The sequence below is a fragment of the Pseudohalioglobus sediminis genome (assembly GCF_008370495.1).
Lineage (GTDB): Bacteria > Pseudomonadota > Gammaproteobacteria > Pseudomonadales > Halieaceae > Halioglobus.
The window spans coordinates 1-14,562 of sequence record NZ_VTUX01000005.1 but is presented as its reverse complement, the minus strand read 5'-3'; the positions used below and the strand labels follow the sequence as shown (position 1 = coordinate 14,562).

Here is a 14,562-nt window from a genome sequence, read left to right as displayed (position 1 = left end):
TTACTCCTTTGCCTGCCCGTGTCGGGCCAGTTGCGCCAGCAGGCCCACTACCGGGGCTGCCAGGCCTATTTGTGGCGGTTGGCGCAAGTTATACCAGAGCTGCCGGTCGGCATCCATCACCAGGCCTGTTTCGCCAGCGAACTCCACCAGCAGGGGTTCGATATCAAGATGATAGTGGCTGAAGGTGTGGCGAAATCCCGGCCATGGCTCAACTTTCGCGGGGGCATGGCCGGTGAGATCAAGGCAGGCGGTTTCCGGGGCCAGGCTGGCGGCTTCGGGAAAGCACCAGAGGCCGCCCCAGATGCCTGAAGCAGGCCGCTTTTCCAGCAGTAGATCGCCGCGAGCGTCGCGAATCATCAGCAAGCGTGTTTCCTTAACCGGCAGGGTTTTGCGTGGTTTCCTGCCAGGGAAGTCGCGTTGGGTTCCGCTGGACCGGGCTGCGCAATCGGCCTGTAGCGGGCAGTCTTCACAGCGCGGGGCGGCGCGTGTGCACAACGTCGCACCGAGATCCATCATCGCCTGGGTGTAGTCTGCACAGCGATGTGCCGGTGTGTACTGTTCGGCGATGTCCCAGAGCCGGTCGTGTACCGCGCGCTGGCCGGGCCATCCCTCCACGGCGTGGAAGCGTGCCAGCACCCGTTTGACGTTGCCGTCGAGAATGCTGGCGCGCTGGCCGTGGGCGATGCTGAGGATAGCGCCTGCGGTGGAGCGCCCGACGCCGGGCAGCTCCTGCAGTGCCTCCAAGGAGTCGGGAAACACCCCGGACAGCTGCTCACTGACGTATTTTGCCGCCTTGTGCAGGTTGCGCGCCCTGGCGTAGTAGCCGAGCCCCGTCCACAGATGCAGTACCTCGTCCTCGGTCGCCGCCGCCAGTTCATGTACCGTGGGGAAGGCGTTGAGGAAGCGCTGGTAGTAGGGGATGACGGTCTTCACCTGCGTTTGCTGCAGCATGATTTCCGAAACCCATACACGGTAGGGCGAAGTGTCCTGTTGCCAGGGCAAGTCATGGCGCCCGTGATGGTCGAACCAGTCAAGGATTCTGCTGGCAAAGTCTGTCGTCATTATCGCGGTGCAGTGAACCTGGAAGTGAAGCCGGCGTGGGAAAAACGAGCCCACAGGGTAATAGCCGGGGCGCAATTCTGCCAGTGAATTCAGCCTGACCTTCACTTATAATGTGCGCCTTTTCCGGGGGCAGACCCCGCAAGCATGGAGTTACCCCATGGCTGAGCGCAAGGCCACAGTTGAACGCAATACGCTGGAGACCCAGATCACCGCCGCGGTGAACCTCGACGGCACCGGTGCGGCGAGCCTGGATACCGGCATACCGTTTCTGGAGCACATGCTGGACCAGATCGCGCGTCATGGCCTGATCGACCTGGATATCAAGGCCACGGGTGACCTGCACATTGACGACCACCATACCGTTGAAGACATCGGCATCACTCTCGGGCAGGCCTTCCACAAGGCGGTCGGCGACAAAAAAGGCATCATGCGCTATGGCCATGCCTATTGTCCGCTGGATGAAGCGCTGTCTCGCGTGGTGATCGACTTCTCCGGCCGACCGGGCCTGACCTTCAACGTGGAGTTTACCCGTGCGGCTGTCGGCGGCTTCGATGTGGACCTGTTCATGGAGTTCTTCCAGGGCTTCGTTAACCATGCCCAGGTCACGCTGCATGTAGACAACCTGCGCGGCGACAATACCCATCACCAGGCCGAAACCGTGTTCAAGGCATTTGGTCGCGCCATGCGTATGGCACTCAGCGAGGATCCACGCATGGCGGGGGTGACACCCTCCACCAAGGGCGTGCTCTAGGAAGCGAATATGACTAGCGTGGTTGCCGTAATCGATTACGGTATGGGCAATTTGCATTCTGTTGCCAGTGCGCTGGAGCACGCCGGTGCCGATAAAGTGCTGGTGACGCATGACGCGGCACAGATTCGCGCAGCCGATCGCGTGGTGTTTCCCGGCGTCGGCGCCATGCGCGATTGTATGGCGGAAATCCGTCGCCTGGGCTGCGACCAGTTGCTCGCCGACGCGCTGGTGGAACAGCACAAGCCGGTACTGGCCATTTGTGTTGGCATGCAGGCACTGATGACGCATTCACAGGAAAATGGCGGCGTGGATTGCCTGAACCTGATTCCCGGCGAGGTGCGTTTCTTTGGCAACCCGCTCACTGACGGTGATGGCAATCGTCTGAAAGTACCGCACATGGGCTGGAACCAGGTGCGCCAGGTGCGCGACCACCCGCTCTGGCACGGCATCGACGACGGCACCCGTTTTTATTTTGTACACAGCTATTACGTGGATGCGCAAGACCGTGACCTGGTTGCCGGGGCCCTGGACTACGGGGTCCGGGCCGATGCCGCGCTGGCGCGCGACAATCTCTTCGCGACCCAGTTTCACCCCGAAAAGAGCCACACCGCGGGCCTGCAGCTACTGAAAAACTTTCTAGGATGGAACGGCCAATGCTGATAATCCCCGCTATTGATCTGAAGGACGGCGAGTGCGTGCGCCTGCGCCAGGGCCTGATGGATGACAGTACTGTGTTTTCCGACGACCCGGTCGCCGTGGCAAGCCGTTGGGTGGAGGCGGGTTGCCGACGCCTGCACCTGGTGGATCTTAACGGCGCCTTCGCCGGCGAGCCGGTCAACGGCGGCGTGGTTACGGCCATTGCTGCAGCCTACCCTGAACTGCCGATCCAGATTGGCGGCGGTATTCGCAGCCTGGAAACCATTGAACACTATGTGCGTGCAGGCGTGGGCTTTGTCATCATTGGCACCAAGGCGGTAAAAGAGCCGGAATTCGTGGCCGAGGCCTGCCGCGCTTTCCCGGGCAAGGTGATCGTCGGCCTCGATGCGAAAGACGGTCTCGTCGCCACTGACGGTTGGGCAGAGGTCTCAACCCTGCAGGCAACGGATCTCGCCAAACGTTTCGAGTCAGACGGGGTTGCCGCCATCGTCTACACCGATATTGCCCGCGACGGCATGATGCAGGGCGTCAACGTCGCCGCCACGGTCGCCATGGCCAGGGCCTCCTCCATTCCCGTCATTGCTTCTGGCGGTATCACGGACATCGAGGATATTCGCGCACTCAATGCTGTTGCCCACGAGGGCATATGCGGCGCGATTACCGGCCGCGCCATCTATGAGGGTACGCTCGATGTTGCCGAGGCCCAGCGTCTTTGCGACGCAGCGCAAGCGTAAACCGCATGGGACTGGCCAAACGCATTATTCCCTGTCTTGACGTCGAGAACGGACGCGTGGTCAAGGGCGTCAACTTCGTGGATATCCGCGATGCCGGCGACCCGGTGGAAATTGCCATCCGCTACAACGAGCAGGGTGCCGACGAGATCACCTTTCTCGATATCACCGCGAGCCACGAGGGCCGCGAGACTACGGTGCATACGGTAGAACAGATCGCAGAGAACGTCTTCATCCCGCTCACGGTAGGTGGCGGTATTCGCACGGTCGAGGATATTCGCACCATGCTCAACGCCGGTGCCGACAAGGTCAGCATCAATACCGCAGCGATCCATAACCCGGAGTTGGTGCGCCAGTCCGCAGAGCGCTTTGGTTCCCAGTGCATCGTTGTCGCCATCGACGCCAAGCGCGTGGACGATGTAGACGGTGCACCCCGTTACGAAATATTCACCCATGGTGGTCGCAAGCCCACAGGCATCGACGCGGTGGCGTGGGCGCGCAAGATGGCGGAGTTGGGTGCGGGGGAAGTTTTGTTGACCAGTATGGACCGCGATGGCACCCGCGACGGTTTTGAACTGGGGGTGACGCGCGCCATCACCGATGCGGTAGAGATACCGGTGATTGCCTCAGGGGGAGTGGGTAACCTGCAGCATCTGGTAGAAGGTATCACCCTGGGCGGTGCCGACGCGGTGCTCGCCGCGAGTATTTTTCACTTCGGGGAATACACTGTTCCCGAGGCCAAGGCCTATATGGCTGAACGCGGCATCGAAGTCCGGCTCTGAGGCCGGGCTGTAATCATCCATGGGCGGGGAAGCGGTATCCGGCAGGCTGCCCGATTCGCGCAACACCTCTGACACCAGTGCCAGCCGCACACCGCGGCATCGCAACGCGGGCAGCGCCTGCTGTAGGTAGCGTGCGGTTTCCGGGTAGGGGTGACCGATACCGACAGCAAGGCCTTTTTTCTCGGCGCGCCTCACCAGTTGCCGGAATTGCCTGTCGATTGCCACCGCGGTGGCTTCGTTATCCAGGAACACCGAGCGCGACAGGTGTGGCACCGCAAAGCTTGCTGCCGTCTTGCCTGCCACCGTGGACGGGCTGGTGCGCGAGTCAACGAAGTACAGGTCCCGGCGCAGCAGGGTTTCCATGACCCAGGCCATCTGGGTGGGCATGGTGGTCAGCTCGCTGCCCATGTGATTATTGATGCCACGCACGTGAGGAATGGCGTTGATGTTGCCCTCCAGGACGTTATCAAAACTTTCCCTGGAGAGTTCCGGCGTCAGGCCACCGCGGCCCAGCGGCATGCCGCCAGAGTTGCTCATGGGCGCGTGCAGCATGATTTCCTTGCCGGCCTCGTGACCTGCCTGCGCCAGTCGTTCTGCGTAGGGGGTGTGGGGTAGCACTGCCAGGTTCACTTTGCCCGGCAGTTGCACCATATCCATGCCGACACTGTGGCGATGACCGAGGTCGTCGATGATCAGTACCACGGTGCCGCGTGGCTCCGGCGCGGCGAGACTCGCAGGGGGTGACTGCTCGCAGGACTGCGTCCAGTGATTTGCTGCACTGGCCCCGCCGGGCAGGGTCAGTAACAGAAGCCAGGCCAGCAGGCCCGACAGATAACGGCTTTGCCCGCGCTCAGGAGTCGCCCTGAGCCTGTGCCCCGGTTGTATTGGTCTTTTTATCACGCATCCCCAGTACGTTCAGGCCCTTGAGCAAGGTCAGGGCCTCGTACAGTTGGTTGTCCCTGCTCAGCAAGCTGCTGGCGGGTTTCTTTTCTTTTCTGGCGCTGTCGCCATTGACGTTGTCCAGGTGCCCCGAAAGATCGGCCTCGGTCACGCCACGCCGGTTATCGTAAGCGGTTACGCGCGCGCGTTCCACTTCTATATCGGGCTCGATTCCCTCCGCCTGGATGGAGCGACCTTTCGGGGTGAAATACAGCGCTGTGGTGAGTTTGACCGCGCGCGATTCCGAAATGGGCAGCACGGTCTGCACCGAACCCTTACCAAAACTGCGTGTGCCCATGATGACGGCGCGCCCGTGGTCCTGCAGGGCACCGGCAACAATCTCCGACGCGCTGGCGGATCCCGAGTTGATCAGCACTACCAGGGGTGTTCCCGCTGTGGCGTCATCCGGCTCGGCCTCGAACTCCATATCGGAATTGGGCAGTCGACCCTCGGTGTAGACCACCTGGCCGCCGTCCATGAACAGGCTGGCCACGTCAACGCTCGAACGCAGCACACCTCCCGGGTTGTTGCGCAGGTCCAGCACCAGGCCCTTCAGGGGTTGTTCCCGCATGAGTTCGTCCAGCGCACCGGTGACGTCTTCACCCGTGGCGCTCTGGAACTGGGCGATACGGATGTAGCCGTAGCCGGGTTCCAGCCAGCGCTGGCGCACACTGGCGACCTTTATCACGTCCCGTGTCAGCGTCACCTCGAAGGGCTGGCTTTCCCCGGGGCGCCCTACGGTAAGCTGTATTTCACTGCCGACCGGGCCGCGCATCTTGTCGATGGCTTCGTTCAGGCTCATGCCCTTTACCGGGGCGCTGCCCAGTTTGAGGATGACGTCACCGCTCTGCAGTCCAGCCCGGGCTGCCGGTGAGCCGTCTATCGGCGCAATGATTTTGACGTAGCCGTCTTCCATGCCCACTTCCAGCCCCAGGCCGCTGAACTCCCCGCTGGTCACCTCCTGCAGGCCTTCAAACGCATCCTTGGTGAGGTAGACCGAATGCGGGTCCAGTCCCATCAGCATGCCCTGGATGGCGTATTCCAGCAGGGTGCTGTCGTCGATGTCCTCAACGTAGCCAGCGCGTATCTGGTTGTAGACGTCGGCAAAAGTCCGCAGTTCGTCCAGGGGCAACTGACCCTGCTCTTCAAGGGCGGCCTGCGCCGGCAGGGCAAGGTATGCCGCCGCTGCGAGGGGAGCCAGTAATCGGGTCATAGGGAAACGAGGCATGGGTGCGGCCAACTGGTCAGGAACAGTGCGAAATCATCATTCTGCAAGTGTAACGCAAAGCGCGTGGCGGTGGTCAAACCCGCCGGGCCCTAGCGGCGGCACCATTTTGCCGGGTTCACGGGTTTGCCTTTTTCCCGCACCTCGAAGTAGAGCGCCGGGCGAGTCTGGCCACCGGTATCGCCCACGGTGGCAATCTGGGTGCCGGCTGTGACCCATTCGCCTACTTCGCGCACCAGGCTCTCGTTGTGTGCGTACAGGCTCATGTAGCCCTCACCGTGATCGATGATCAGTAGCAGGCCCATGCCGCGCAACCAGTCGGCATAGACTACCCGTCCATGGTGTATCGCCTTGACCGGTGTGCCCGCAGCAGCGGGTATGGTCACGCCCTGCCAGCGCATCTTGCCCTGGTTGCGCGGATTGCCGAAGCGGGCGCTGGCACGCCCCGGCACGGGCCAGGGCATATCTCCCCGGGCCGCCTTGAACGGCTGCACGTTATCCGGGACCTGCAGGTTCACCACCGCTTCCCGGATTGCATCGAGGAGTTCCTGCAGCTCTTTCTGGTCTGCCTGCAGTTTCTTCAACTCGGCATCCTTGCCCTTGATGCTCTCACTGAGCCGGGCCACCGCCAGTTGCCGCTGGCGCTGCGCTGTGACCAGCTTCTGCTGCTTGGCAGCCAGGGACTGTTCCCGCTCCTCCAGTTCACGCAGGGTTACAGCGATACGCTCCTGGTTCCGTGCCAGTTTGTCCAGGGTCTCGCGAAATTCAGCGAGCATCTCGTTGCGGGCGCGAAAGAAATACCGGTAGTACGCCATGACCCTGGCCACGGTATCGGGGCTTTCCTGGTTCAGCAGCACCCGGAGTTGGCCCTGCTGGCCCATTTGCCAGGCGGTGCGCAGTTCCACCGCGATACGGGCCTGCTGTTCGTCGCGTTCCGACTCGAGGCGGGCGCGCTCCGACTCAAGCTTCTTGAGTTCGACGCGTTGGTTGGTGCTGGCCTTGCGGGCGCGGTCGATATCCCGGGCAATACGCGCGGTCTCTACTTCTGCCTGTCGCAACTGGGCCTGCAGTGAGTCGCGGCGCTTGCTGGCAGTGGTGATTTCCCGGTTGATACGCGCGATGTCCGCCTTCAGCTCGGCCAGTTCGGCGCGCGCTTTTTCCTCGTCGGACTGCGCCTGTGCGGGCAGCGGCGCGAGACCTGCCACGGGCAGTGCCAGGGCCAGTGCCAGCGCGGCGGCCCGGGTTAAAAGGCCTGGCTGTTTCAGGGGGCGTTGCCAGCCAGGTTGCGGCCGGTCATCTCTTCGGGTTGCGGCAAGCCCATCAGGCCCAGGAGGGTGGGGGCGATATCAGCGAGTATGCCGCCGCCCGGGTCCAGGTTGAGAGGCTCGGTACCGATATACACCAGGGGCACAAGTTCGGTGGTGTGCTGGGTATGGTGCTGCCCTGAGTCATAGTCCAACATCTGCTCACAGTTGCCGTGGTCTGCCGTGACCAGGGCCTGCCCTCCCGCGGCGAGCACGGCTTCCTCGACGCGCCCGAGGCAGGCATCAAGGGTTTCTACCGCTTTAATCGCGGCGCTGTACACGCCGGTATGGCCGACCATGTCGCCGTTGGCATAATTGCAGACAATCAGGTCGTACTTTCCCGAGCCGATTGCCGCGACCAGCCTGTCAGTGACTTCAGGGGCGCTCATTTCCGGTTTCAGGTCGTAGGTGGCAACGTCCGGTGACGGGATCAGCTCCCGGTCCTCGCCGGGGAACAGTTCTTCACGGCCGCCGCTGAAAAAGAAGGTGACATGGGCGTATTTCTCGGTTTCCGCGATGCGCAACTGTGTCATGTCGTGCTGCGCCAGGTAGTCCCCAAGCACATTCACCAGTGCCTCTGGCGGAAATGCGCAGTTTGCGTCGATGTCGGCGGCGTACTCGGTGGTGGTCACAAAGTCGGCCAGTTGCGGTCGCACCGCGCGTTCAAAGCCATCGAAGTCGTCGTCGACAAAGGCGCGGGTGATTTCCCGGGCGCGGTCGGCACGAAAGTTCATGAACAGTACCGTGTCGCCATCTGCCACCACCGCCGGTGCCTCACCTGGTGCATGAATGGCAGTGGCCTGCACGAATTCGTCGTTCTCCCCGCGCTCGTAGGCTGCGGCCAGTGCGTCAGCGGCAGTCTCTGCGTGATACTCGGCCTCGCCGCCGGTGAGCAGGCGATAGGCGGGTTCGACGCGCTCCCAGCGGTTGTCCCGGTCCATGGCAAAGTAACGGCCGCAAATGCTGGCCACGCGGCCGCATTCAAGGCTTGCGAACAATTGCGTTGCCTTTTCCAGCGAAGGCCCGGCGCTGCGCGGCGGTGTATCGCGGCCATCCAGGAACGCATGCAGGTAGACGCGCTGGGCCCCGCGCATGGCAGCCAGGCGAACGGCGGCGAAAATCTGATCTTCGTGACTGTGCACGCCACCCGGTGAAAGCAGCCCGAATACGTGCACGGCACCACCGGCGGCGATGGCCTTGTCGATTGCGCCGGTGTAGGCGGGATTCTGATCGAAGCTGCCGTCGGCGATGGCCTGGTCGATGCGGGTGATGCTCTGGTAGATAACGCGCCCCGAACCCAGGCTCATGTGGCCTACCTCGGAGTTGCCCATCTGGCCGGCGGGCAAGCCGACATCGAGCCCCGAGCCGGAGACCAGGGTACGCGGCGCTTCCCGCCAGAGCCGATCCCATACCGGCGTGGACGCATTGGCAATGGCATTGTCGCGGGTTTCCTCGCGGTGGCCCCAGCCGTCAAGAATAATCAATACGGTGGGTCGTTTCGGGCTGTCGTTCATAGGGTTTCCAGTTATCCGCCAGGGTAGGGCCGGGGGGCATTTTACCCTGTCTGGCGAGCCCTTGCATGGATGGACGGGCGCGCGGCCGGACTCGCTGTCGACCGGCCTTGCGGGGCTGGTTGCCAGACCCCTGAAACGGTATACTTGCGCCCCTTTGGCAGCACCCGCCGGCACAGAAATGCCGGTGGCTTCGCAATATACCCCGGTGGCCCGGCCGCCCAGAGAACGACAAAATCATGGCGCTACTTTTCGAATTCCTCGCCCAGCAGTGGCTATTGGCAGCGGCACTGCTTGCTATGGTCATTATGCTGTTCATGCATGAGACCCGTAAGTCCGGTACGTCGCTGAGCCCGCAGCAAGCCATTAACCTGGTGAATGCGGAGGAAGGCATATTCGTGGATCTGCGTGACACTGCGGATTTTCGCGCCGGGCATATTGCCGATGCCATGCACATTCCCACTACCAAGCTCATGAATAACACCGGGTTGCTGGAGAACTATCGGGACAAGCCAATTGTGCTGGTGTGCAAAATGGGCCAGTCCGCCGGTGCTATCGGCAAAAAGCTCAATGCAGACGGTTATGGCAACGTCAACATCATGCGCGGCGGCATGATGGAGTGGAAGAGTTTACAGCTGCCGGTCGTGAATAACGGGTGATGGCGATGAGCGCACCGGTAATCATGTACTCGACACGCTTCTGCCCTTACTGCATGCGTGCGCGCTTCCTGCTGGACAGCAAGAACGTGGAGTACCGGGATATCGCCGTGGATGCGCGTCCGGAACTGCGCCGGGAAATGATGGAGAAAAGTGGCCGGCGCACGGTACCCCAGATCTGGATCGGGGAGCGTCACGTGGGCGGCTATGATGACCTGGCACGCCTGGAGCAGGCCGGGGAACTGGACGAGTTACTCAAACAGGTGTCCTGAGCGGACGCCGAATCAATCAAGACCAATGGAGGACGGCATCATGGCCGACGAACAGGTACAACAACAGTTTGCGATGCAACGCATTTACACCAAGGACATTTCCTTTGAGTCGCCGGCGACGCCGAATATTTTCAAGAAGCAGTGGCAGCCCGCTGTCAATGTGGACCTGAATACCAAGAGCGACAAGATCGACGATTCCGGCAACTACGAGGTGGTGCTTTCCATTACCATCACCGCCAAGGTCGAGGATGAAACCGCTTTTCTCGTGGAAGTACAGCAGGCAGGTATTTTCCTCATTACCGGTATTGAGGGCGACGACCTGCGTCGCGTGCTCGGCACCGCGGCGCCCAATATCCTCTTCCCCTACGCCCGCGAGTCCATCGATACTCTCTGTGTCAAAGGCGGCTTCCCGGCGATCATGCTGGCACCGGTAAACTTCGACGCCCTGTACCAGCAGGCCCTGGCGCAGGCGCAGGCACAGCCCTCAGGCGAAGGCGAGCCGGCCCAGCACTAAGCTCGACGGGCGCACCAGGAGGGGAGCCCGGCTCCCCTTTTTTGTGGCCGCAGTTCAGCCCAGCCCGGGAAAGCCCAGCTGGCGCAGCGCCTCGTAGGTGACAATCGCGGCGGCGTTGCTCAGGTTAAGGCTGCGACTGTCCTGGCGCATTGGAATGCGCAGCCGCGCCGTGGGCGGCAGCTGTTCCAGTACGGCCCGGGGCAGGCCGCGGGTTTCCGGGCCAAACAGCAAAGCGTCGCCGGTTTGATAATGCACATCGCTGTGTGGCGTTGCGCCACGGGTGGTCAGTGCGAGCAGGCGCGAACCCGTGTGCTGGCGCTGGAATGTCTCAAGGTCCGGGTACAGCTGCACCGAGGCGAAATCGCGGTAATCCAGCCCGGCGCGGCGCAGTTTCTTTTCTTCCAGGTCAAAGCCGAGCGGTTCAATCAGGTGCAGGGAGCAGCCGGTGTTGGCACACAGGCGCATGATGTTGCCGGTGTTAGGTGGTATTTCCGGCTGGTACAGGACGATTTTCAGCATGGCCGCATGGTACCCGGCGGCCCGGGCGCCCGCTACATCTCCAGCTCTTTCATTTTTCGCGTGAGGGTGTTGCGCCCCCAGCCGAGTAAATCGGCCGCGTCGCGTTTCCGCCCCCTGGAGTGTTCAAGCGCCGCATCAATCATCACACGTTCAAAGGCGGGCACGGCCTGCTCCAGAATCTGGCTCCTGCCCTGGGCCAGTTCACTCCTCGCCCAGCGCTGCAATGGTGTGCGCCAGTCGTCAACGGCCTGGGTCGGCCCCGATACGCTATCGCGCTGCAGTTCAGGTGGCAGGTCGGTCAGGTGGACTTCGCGACCGGAGGCCATCACGGTAATCCAGCGACAGGTGTTCTCCAGTTGGCGCACGTTGCCGGGCCACTCCAGGTTGGCCAGGAAGTCCTCGGTCTCCGGCAGCAGGATTTTTGGCTCGCCGCCCAGTTCATCCGCAGCACGCTGGAAAAAATGCTGCATCAGCCGGGGTATGTCTTCGCGTCTTTCACTGAGTTTGGGTATGTGGATGCGAATGACGTTCAGGCGGTGGAACAGGTCCTCGCGGAAATCGCCCTGGCGCACCAGTTCTTCAAGATCCTGGTGGGTCGCAGCGATGATGCGCACATCGACCTGCACCGGGGTCGCGCCGCCGACCCGGTAAAATTCACCATCGGCCAGCACCCGCAGCAGGCGCGTTTGCGTCTCTGCGGGCATGTCGCCTATTTCATCCAGGAACAGGGTGCCGCCGTCAGCCTGCTCGAAGCGACCCTGTCGCTTCGCGTTGGCGCCGGTGAAAGCCCCCTTTTCATGGCCGAACAGCTCGGATTCCATCAGGTCTCGTGGAATGGCAGCCATATTCAGGGCGATAAAAGGACTGGCAGCGCGGGGGCTGTGGCGATGTAGCGCATGGGCTACCAGCTCCTTCCCGGTGCCGGATTCGCCATTAATCAGCACGGTGATGTTGCTGTGCGCCAGCCGTCCGATAGCGCGGAACACCTCCTGCATGGCCGGTGCTTCGCCAATGATCTCGGTTTGCGGCAATTGTTCTGGCGCCGGCAGGTCCTGCTTGCGCTCCCGTGCCTGGGCAAGGGCGCGTTCGGTGATGGCCACGACCTCGTCCAGGTCAAAGGGCTTGGGAAGGTACTCAAAAGCCCCCTGTTGGTAGGAGGCCACCGCGCTGTCCAGGTCGGAGTGTGCGGTGGTGATTATCACTGGCAACTGGGGGTGCGTTTCGCTGATGCGGGCCAGTAACTGCAGGCCGTCGGTACCCGGCATGCGAATGTCACTGATGATCACGTCAGGCGTATCGATCTCGATGCGCTGTAACAACTCATCGCCATCGGCGAAGCTGTCGTTGTCAATACCAGCCTGGTTGAGCGTGCGCTCCAGTACCCAGCGAATCGAGCTGTCGTCGTCTACGATCCAGACTTTTGCCGGTTTATGCATGATTTGAATCCACTGGTAAATAGAATGTGAAACAGGTGCAGCCGGGTTCGCTGGAACACTCCAGCATGCCGCCGTGGCGAGCGATGATTGACTGCGCGATCGTTAGTCCCAGCCCCGTACCCTCGGCCCGGCCCGTGACCATGGGCATAAAGATAGAGGTCAGCATTTCTGCGGGAATGCCGGGCCCGTTGTCCTGGATGTCGACACGACAGACCAGGCGATGTCGCGTGTTGCCGATAGTGAACTGCCGCAGGGCACGGCTGCGCAGCGTGATCTCACACTCCGCAGCGCTGGGCGCAGCCTGGAGGGCGTTGCGGAAGATATTCAGTACCGCCTGTATCAGCTGGCCGCGATCGCCATGCAGCAGCGGTATGCTGGGGTCGTAGTCGCGCACCAGGGTAATCTGGTTGTCGGCTTCTGCGCTAATCAGTTCACGGACGTGCTCCAGCACTTCGTGAATGTTCAGGTCAGAGCTGTCCAGCACCCGGTGGGTGCCCAGCATCCTGTCTACCAGATCGCGCAGGCGGTCGGCCTCGCGAATAATGATATTGGTGTACTCGCTGAGCTCTTCGTTGGGCAGTTCCCTGGCCAGCAGCTGGGCCGCGCCGCGCACGCCCCCAAGAGGATTCTTGATCTCGTGGGCAAGCCCGCGAATCATCGCGCGTGCGCTCTCCTGGGCGTTGTAAAGGCTCTCCTCGCGGCTGATCTTGAGTAGCCGATCCACAGCCTGCAGTTCCATGAGCACGCTGATCCCGTGCTCGGAGTTGCTCACAGGGGTGATCATAAGGTCAACGTGTATAGCGCGTCCGGACAGCAGGGTGAGAGGCATGCCGCGCCGCGCTATAGGGCTGCGGGTAGCACGCACCTGCTTCAGTTCCTGCACCAGCGTCTCCGGTTTGGCTACGAGTTTGCGTGCCGGCCTTCCCAGGCAGCGTTGCTCCGAAGTCTCCAGCAGGTCCTGGCCGGAAACGTTGATGCTGACCACGCGCAGCTCGGAATCGAGGGCGACGATGGCGGTGCTGATATTATCGAGTATGTCCCGATCCTGGTGCATGCGAGGGTTAACCTGTGCAGTTCCGGCAGATTGCGGCGTTTATCTCCGGTACCCAAAGCAAAATTGAAGCCAACGCGTAAGAATTCGTTTACTTTTGGTCAGGAAGGATCAATCAAGCGCCCTTTAGAGATAGCGAGCGCTTACTTTTTGCCTGCCTGGGGCAGCCAGCCTGGCTGTTCAGCCGCAAAGGCGGGGCCACGTGATAAGCGAGAGAAGGTAACGCACCATAATGGTGCGTCATGCCGGGGTATTTGTCCAGCGCGGAGGTGGGGGCGCTGTCAGTTCACTGAGGGTCGCATCACGTAGACGCGCACCGGTTCGGAAGTGGCCACGATCTCCCCGTCCTGGTTCAGGACCTGGACGACAAGGTCGTGGGCCCCGCGGAATACGTTCTCGAGGTTCCAGCTGCCGGACTGCTGGGGATCACTGTAGGCAATCCCATCCATCAGCAATTGCAGTGTCTGGCCGTCGCCGGAGCCACCGTTGACGTCCGCTGTCACTGTGAAGTTGCCGCCGGCACCCATGGGGATGGTGGTTTCATCGGCGGGTGAGGTGATGTTCACCGCTATCGGAGCTGCTTCGGCCTCGGCGTCGACCTGCCCTGCACTGTCGCGTGGCAGGGGTGCCACCACCGGCGGTGGTGGCGTGGTATTGGTTCGCGGCAGGTCCAGGGTCTCGGCCTTGGCGCCACTAGCGGGCGGCTTGTCACTGAAAACCACGTTGCCCTGTTCGTCAGTACTCTTGTAAATCTGTGCCGCTGCAGGCAGCGCCAGCATGATCGCCGCGCCCAGTAGCGCAGTCCGTGGTAGTTTGCCCATTTTCAGTTCCCCTCAAATCCCTGTGGATTACCCTATCAGAAAATAAGCCTGGACGAGAGTTCCGGCTAATCGTACTTTTTGACGTTTGTTTGATGGCCGGTAGTTATCCCCGGCAGCGCCAGCAGGCTGCGGACAGCCTCGACATTGCCCGCCCGGGTCCGAATCCGCAGGCAAAAAAAAGCCCGCCTTACGGAGACTGTGTAAAAACACGCTCTAGCGGCCTTGAACTAAAAAGCCCAGCTGATTTCAGCTGGGCTTTTCTCTTTTCGGTACCTGATTCTCAGGGGGTGTATTACCTCATCGCCGCCAGCAACCTCGGCACACCCACCTC

The 14,562-nt window shown here is 61.7% G+C and carries 16 protein-coding genes and 1 pseudogene; 8 read left to right on the top strand and 9 right to left on the bottom strand.

What is annotated here, in order from left to right; all coding sequences use genetic code 11:
- Positions 1–1,062 (bottom strand): A/G-specific adenine glycosylase, encoded by a 1,062-nt coding sequence (mutY, locus tag F0M18_RS11290; protein WP_149611812.1) that lies wholly within the window; start codon positions 1,060–1,062, stop codon positions 1–3.
- A gap of 157 nt (positions 1,063–1,219) precedes the next feature.
- Between mutY and hisB the strand changes: the two genes are divergently transcribed.
- Genes hisB through hisF form a run of 4 tightly spaced genes read left to right on the top strand, consistent with a single transcriptional unit; the run spans position 1,220 to position 3,983 of the window.
- Positions 1,220–1,813, top strand: coding sequence for an imidazoleglycerol-phosphate dehydratase HisB (gene hisB / locus F0M18_RS11285; protein ID WP_149611551.1), 594 nt, complete (start codon positions 1,220–1,222; stop codon positions 1,811–1,813).
- A 9-nt stretch (positions 1,814–1,822) separates the two neighbouring features.
- Positions 1,823–2,473: an imidazole glycerol phosphate synthase subunit HisH gene (hisH, locus tag F0M18_RS11280; RefSeq protein WP_149611550.1), complete on the top strand. Its 651-nt coding sequence runs from the start codon at positions 1,823–1,825 to the stop codon at positions 2,471–2,473.
- Complete coding sequence (gene hisA, locus F0M18_RS11275; RefSeq protein ID WP_149611549.1) at positions 2,467–3,204, top strand: 1-(5-phosphoribosyl)-5-[(5-phosphoribosylamino)methylideneamino]imidazole-4-carboxamide isomerase; 738 nt, start codon at positions 2,467–2,469, stop codon at positions 3,202–3,204. Before hisH ends, hisA begins: the two co-directional genes overlap by 7 nt.
- Positions 3,205–3,209: 5 nt before the next feature.
- Positions 3,210–3,983: an imidazole glycerol phosphate synthase subunit HisF gene (gene hisF, locus F0M18_RS11270; RefSeq protein ID WP_149611548.1), complete on the top strand. Its 774-nt coding sequence runs from the start codon at positions 3,210–3,212 to the stop codon at positions 3,981–3,983.
- A gap of 75 nt (positions 3,984–4,058) precedes the next feature.
- On the opposite strand, the pseudogene F0M18_RS20115 reads toward hisF, so the two are convergent.
- The 4 genes and pseudogenes from F0M18_RS20115 to gpmI form a co-directional block, all read right to left on the bottom strand.
- Positions 4,059–4,685: pseudogene (locus tag F0M18_RS20115) on the bottom strand (divergent polysaccharide deacetylase family protein); the annotation flags it as partial.
- 148 nt (positions 4,686–4,833) lie between these two features.
- Positions 4,834–6,150, bottom strand: coding sequence for a S41 family peptidase (locus F0M18_RS11260; protein WP_149611546.1), 1,317 nt, complete (start codon positions 6,148–6,150; stop codon positions 4,834–4,836).
- Between the two features lie 89 nt (positions 6,151–6,239).
- Positions 6,240–7,352, bottom strand: a complete 1,113-nt coding sequence (locus tag F0M18_RS11255) for a murein hydrolase activator EnvC family protein (protein WP_149611545.1) — start codon at positions 7,350–7,352, stop codon at positions 6,240–6,242.
- 56 nt (positions 7,353–7,408) lie between these two features.
- Positions 7,409–8,965: a 2,3-bisphosphoglycerate-independent phosphoglycerate mutase gene (gpmI, locus tag F0M18_RS11250; protein WP_149611544.1), complete on the bottom strand. Its 1,557-nt coding sequence runs from the start codon at positions 8,963–8,965 to the stop codon at positions 7,409–7,411.
- A 236-nt stretch (positions 8,966–9,201) separates the two neighbouring features.
- Here gpmI and F0M18_RS11245 point away from each other — a divergent pair, with 236 nt between their 5' ends.
- The 3 genes from F0M18_RS11245 to secB are packed head-to-tail and all read left to right on the top strand — an operon-like array spanning position 9,202 to position 10,404.
- Positions 9,202–9,621, top strand: coding sequence for a rhodanese-like domain-containing protein (locus F0M18_RS11245; RefSeq protein ID WP_149611543.1), 420 nt, complete (start codon positions 9,202–9,204; stop codon positions 9,619–9,621).
- A 5-nt stretch (positions 9,622–9,626) separates the two neighbouring features.
- Positions 9,627–9,890 carry a glutaredoxin 3 gene (gene grxC, locus F0M18_RS11240; RefSeq protein WP_149611542.1) on the top strand — a complete coding sequence of 88 codons (264 nt, stop codon included), beginning with the start codon at positions 9,627–9,629 and terminating at the stop codon, positions 9,888–9,890.
- Between the two features lie 40 nt (positions 9,891–9,930).
- Positions 9,931–10,404, top strand: coding sequence for a protein-export chaperone SecB (gene secB, locus F0M18_RS11235; protein ID WP_149611541.1), 474 nt, complete (start codon positions 9,931–9,933; stop codon positions 10,402–10,404).
- Between the two features lie 54 nt (positions 10,405–10,458).
- Here the strand turns inward: secB and trmL are convergent, their stop codons facing one another.
- From trmL to F0M18_RS11215, 4 genes are all read right to left on the bottom strand, one after another.
- Positions 10,459–10,923, bottom strand: a complete 465-nt coding sequence (trmL, locus tag F0M18_RS11230) for a tRNA (uridine(34)/cytosine(34)/5-carboxymethylaminomethyluridine(34)-2'-O)-methyltransferase TrmL (RefSeq protein WP_149611540.1) — start codon at positions 10,921–10,923, stop codon at positions 10,459–10,461.
- Between the two features lie 32 nt (positions 10,924–10,955).
- Positions 10,956–12,359: a nitrogen regulation protein NR(I) gene (gene ntrC / locus F0M18_RS11225; protein WP_149611539.1), complete on the bottom strand. Its 1,404-nt coding sequence runs from the start codon at positions 12,357–12,359 to the stop codon at positions 10,956–10,958.
- Positions 12,352–13,413 carry a nitrogen regulation protein NR(II) gene (gene glnL / locus F0M18_RS11220; protein ID WP_149611538.1) on the bottom strand — a complete coding sequence of 354 codons (1,062 nt, stop codon included), beginning with the start codon at positions 13,411–13,413 and terminating at the stop codon, positions 12,352–12,354. The genes ntrC and glnL overlap by 8 nt, the downstream gene beginning before the upstream one ends.
- A gap of 278 nt (positions 13,414–13,691) precedes the next feature.
- Positions 13,692–14,231 carry a DUF4124 domain-containing protein gene (locus F0M18_RS11215; RefSeq protein WP_149611537.1) on the bottom strand — a complete coding sequence of 180 codons (540 nt, stop codon included), beginning with the start codon at positions 14,229–14,231 and terminating at the stop codon, positions 13,692–13,694.
- Between the two features lie 92 nt (positions 14,232–14,323).
- Between F0M18_RS11215 and F0M18_RS20060 the strand changes: the two genes are divergently transcribed.
- On the top strand, positions 14,324–14,562 hold a 239-nt coding region (locus F0M18_RS20060; RefSeq protein ID WP_223177973.1), incomplete at its 3' end, for a hypothetical protein.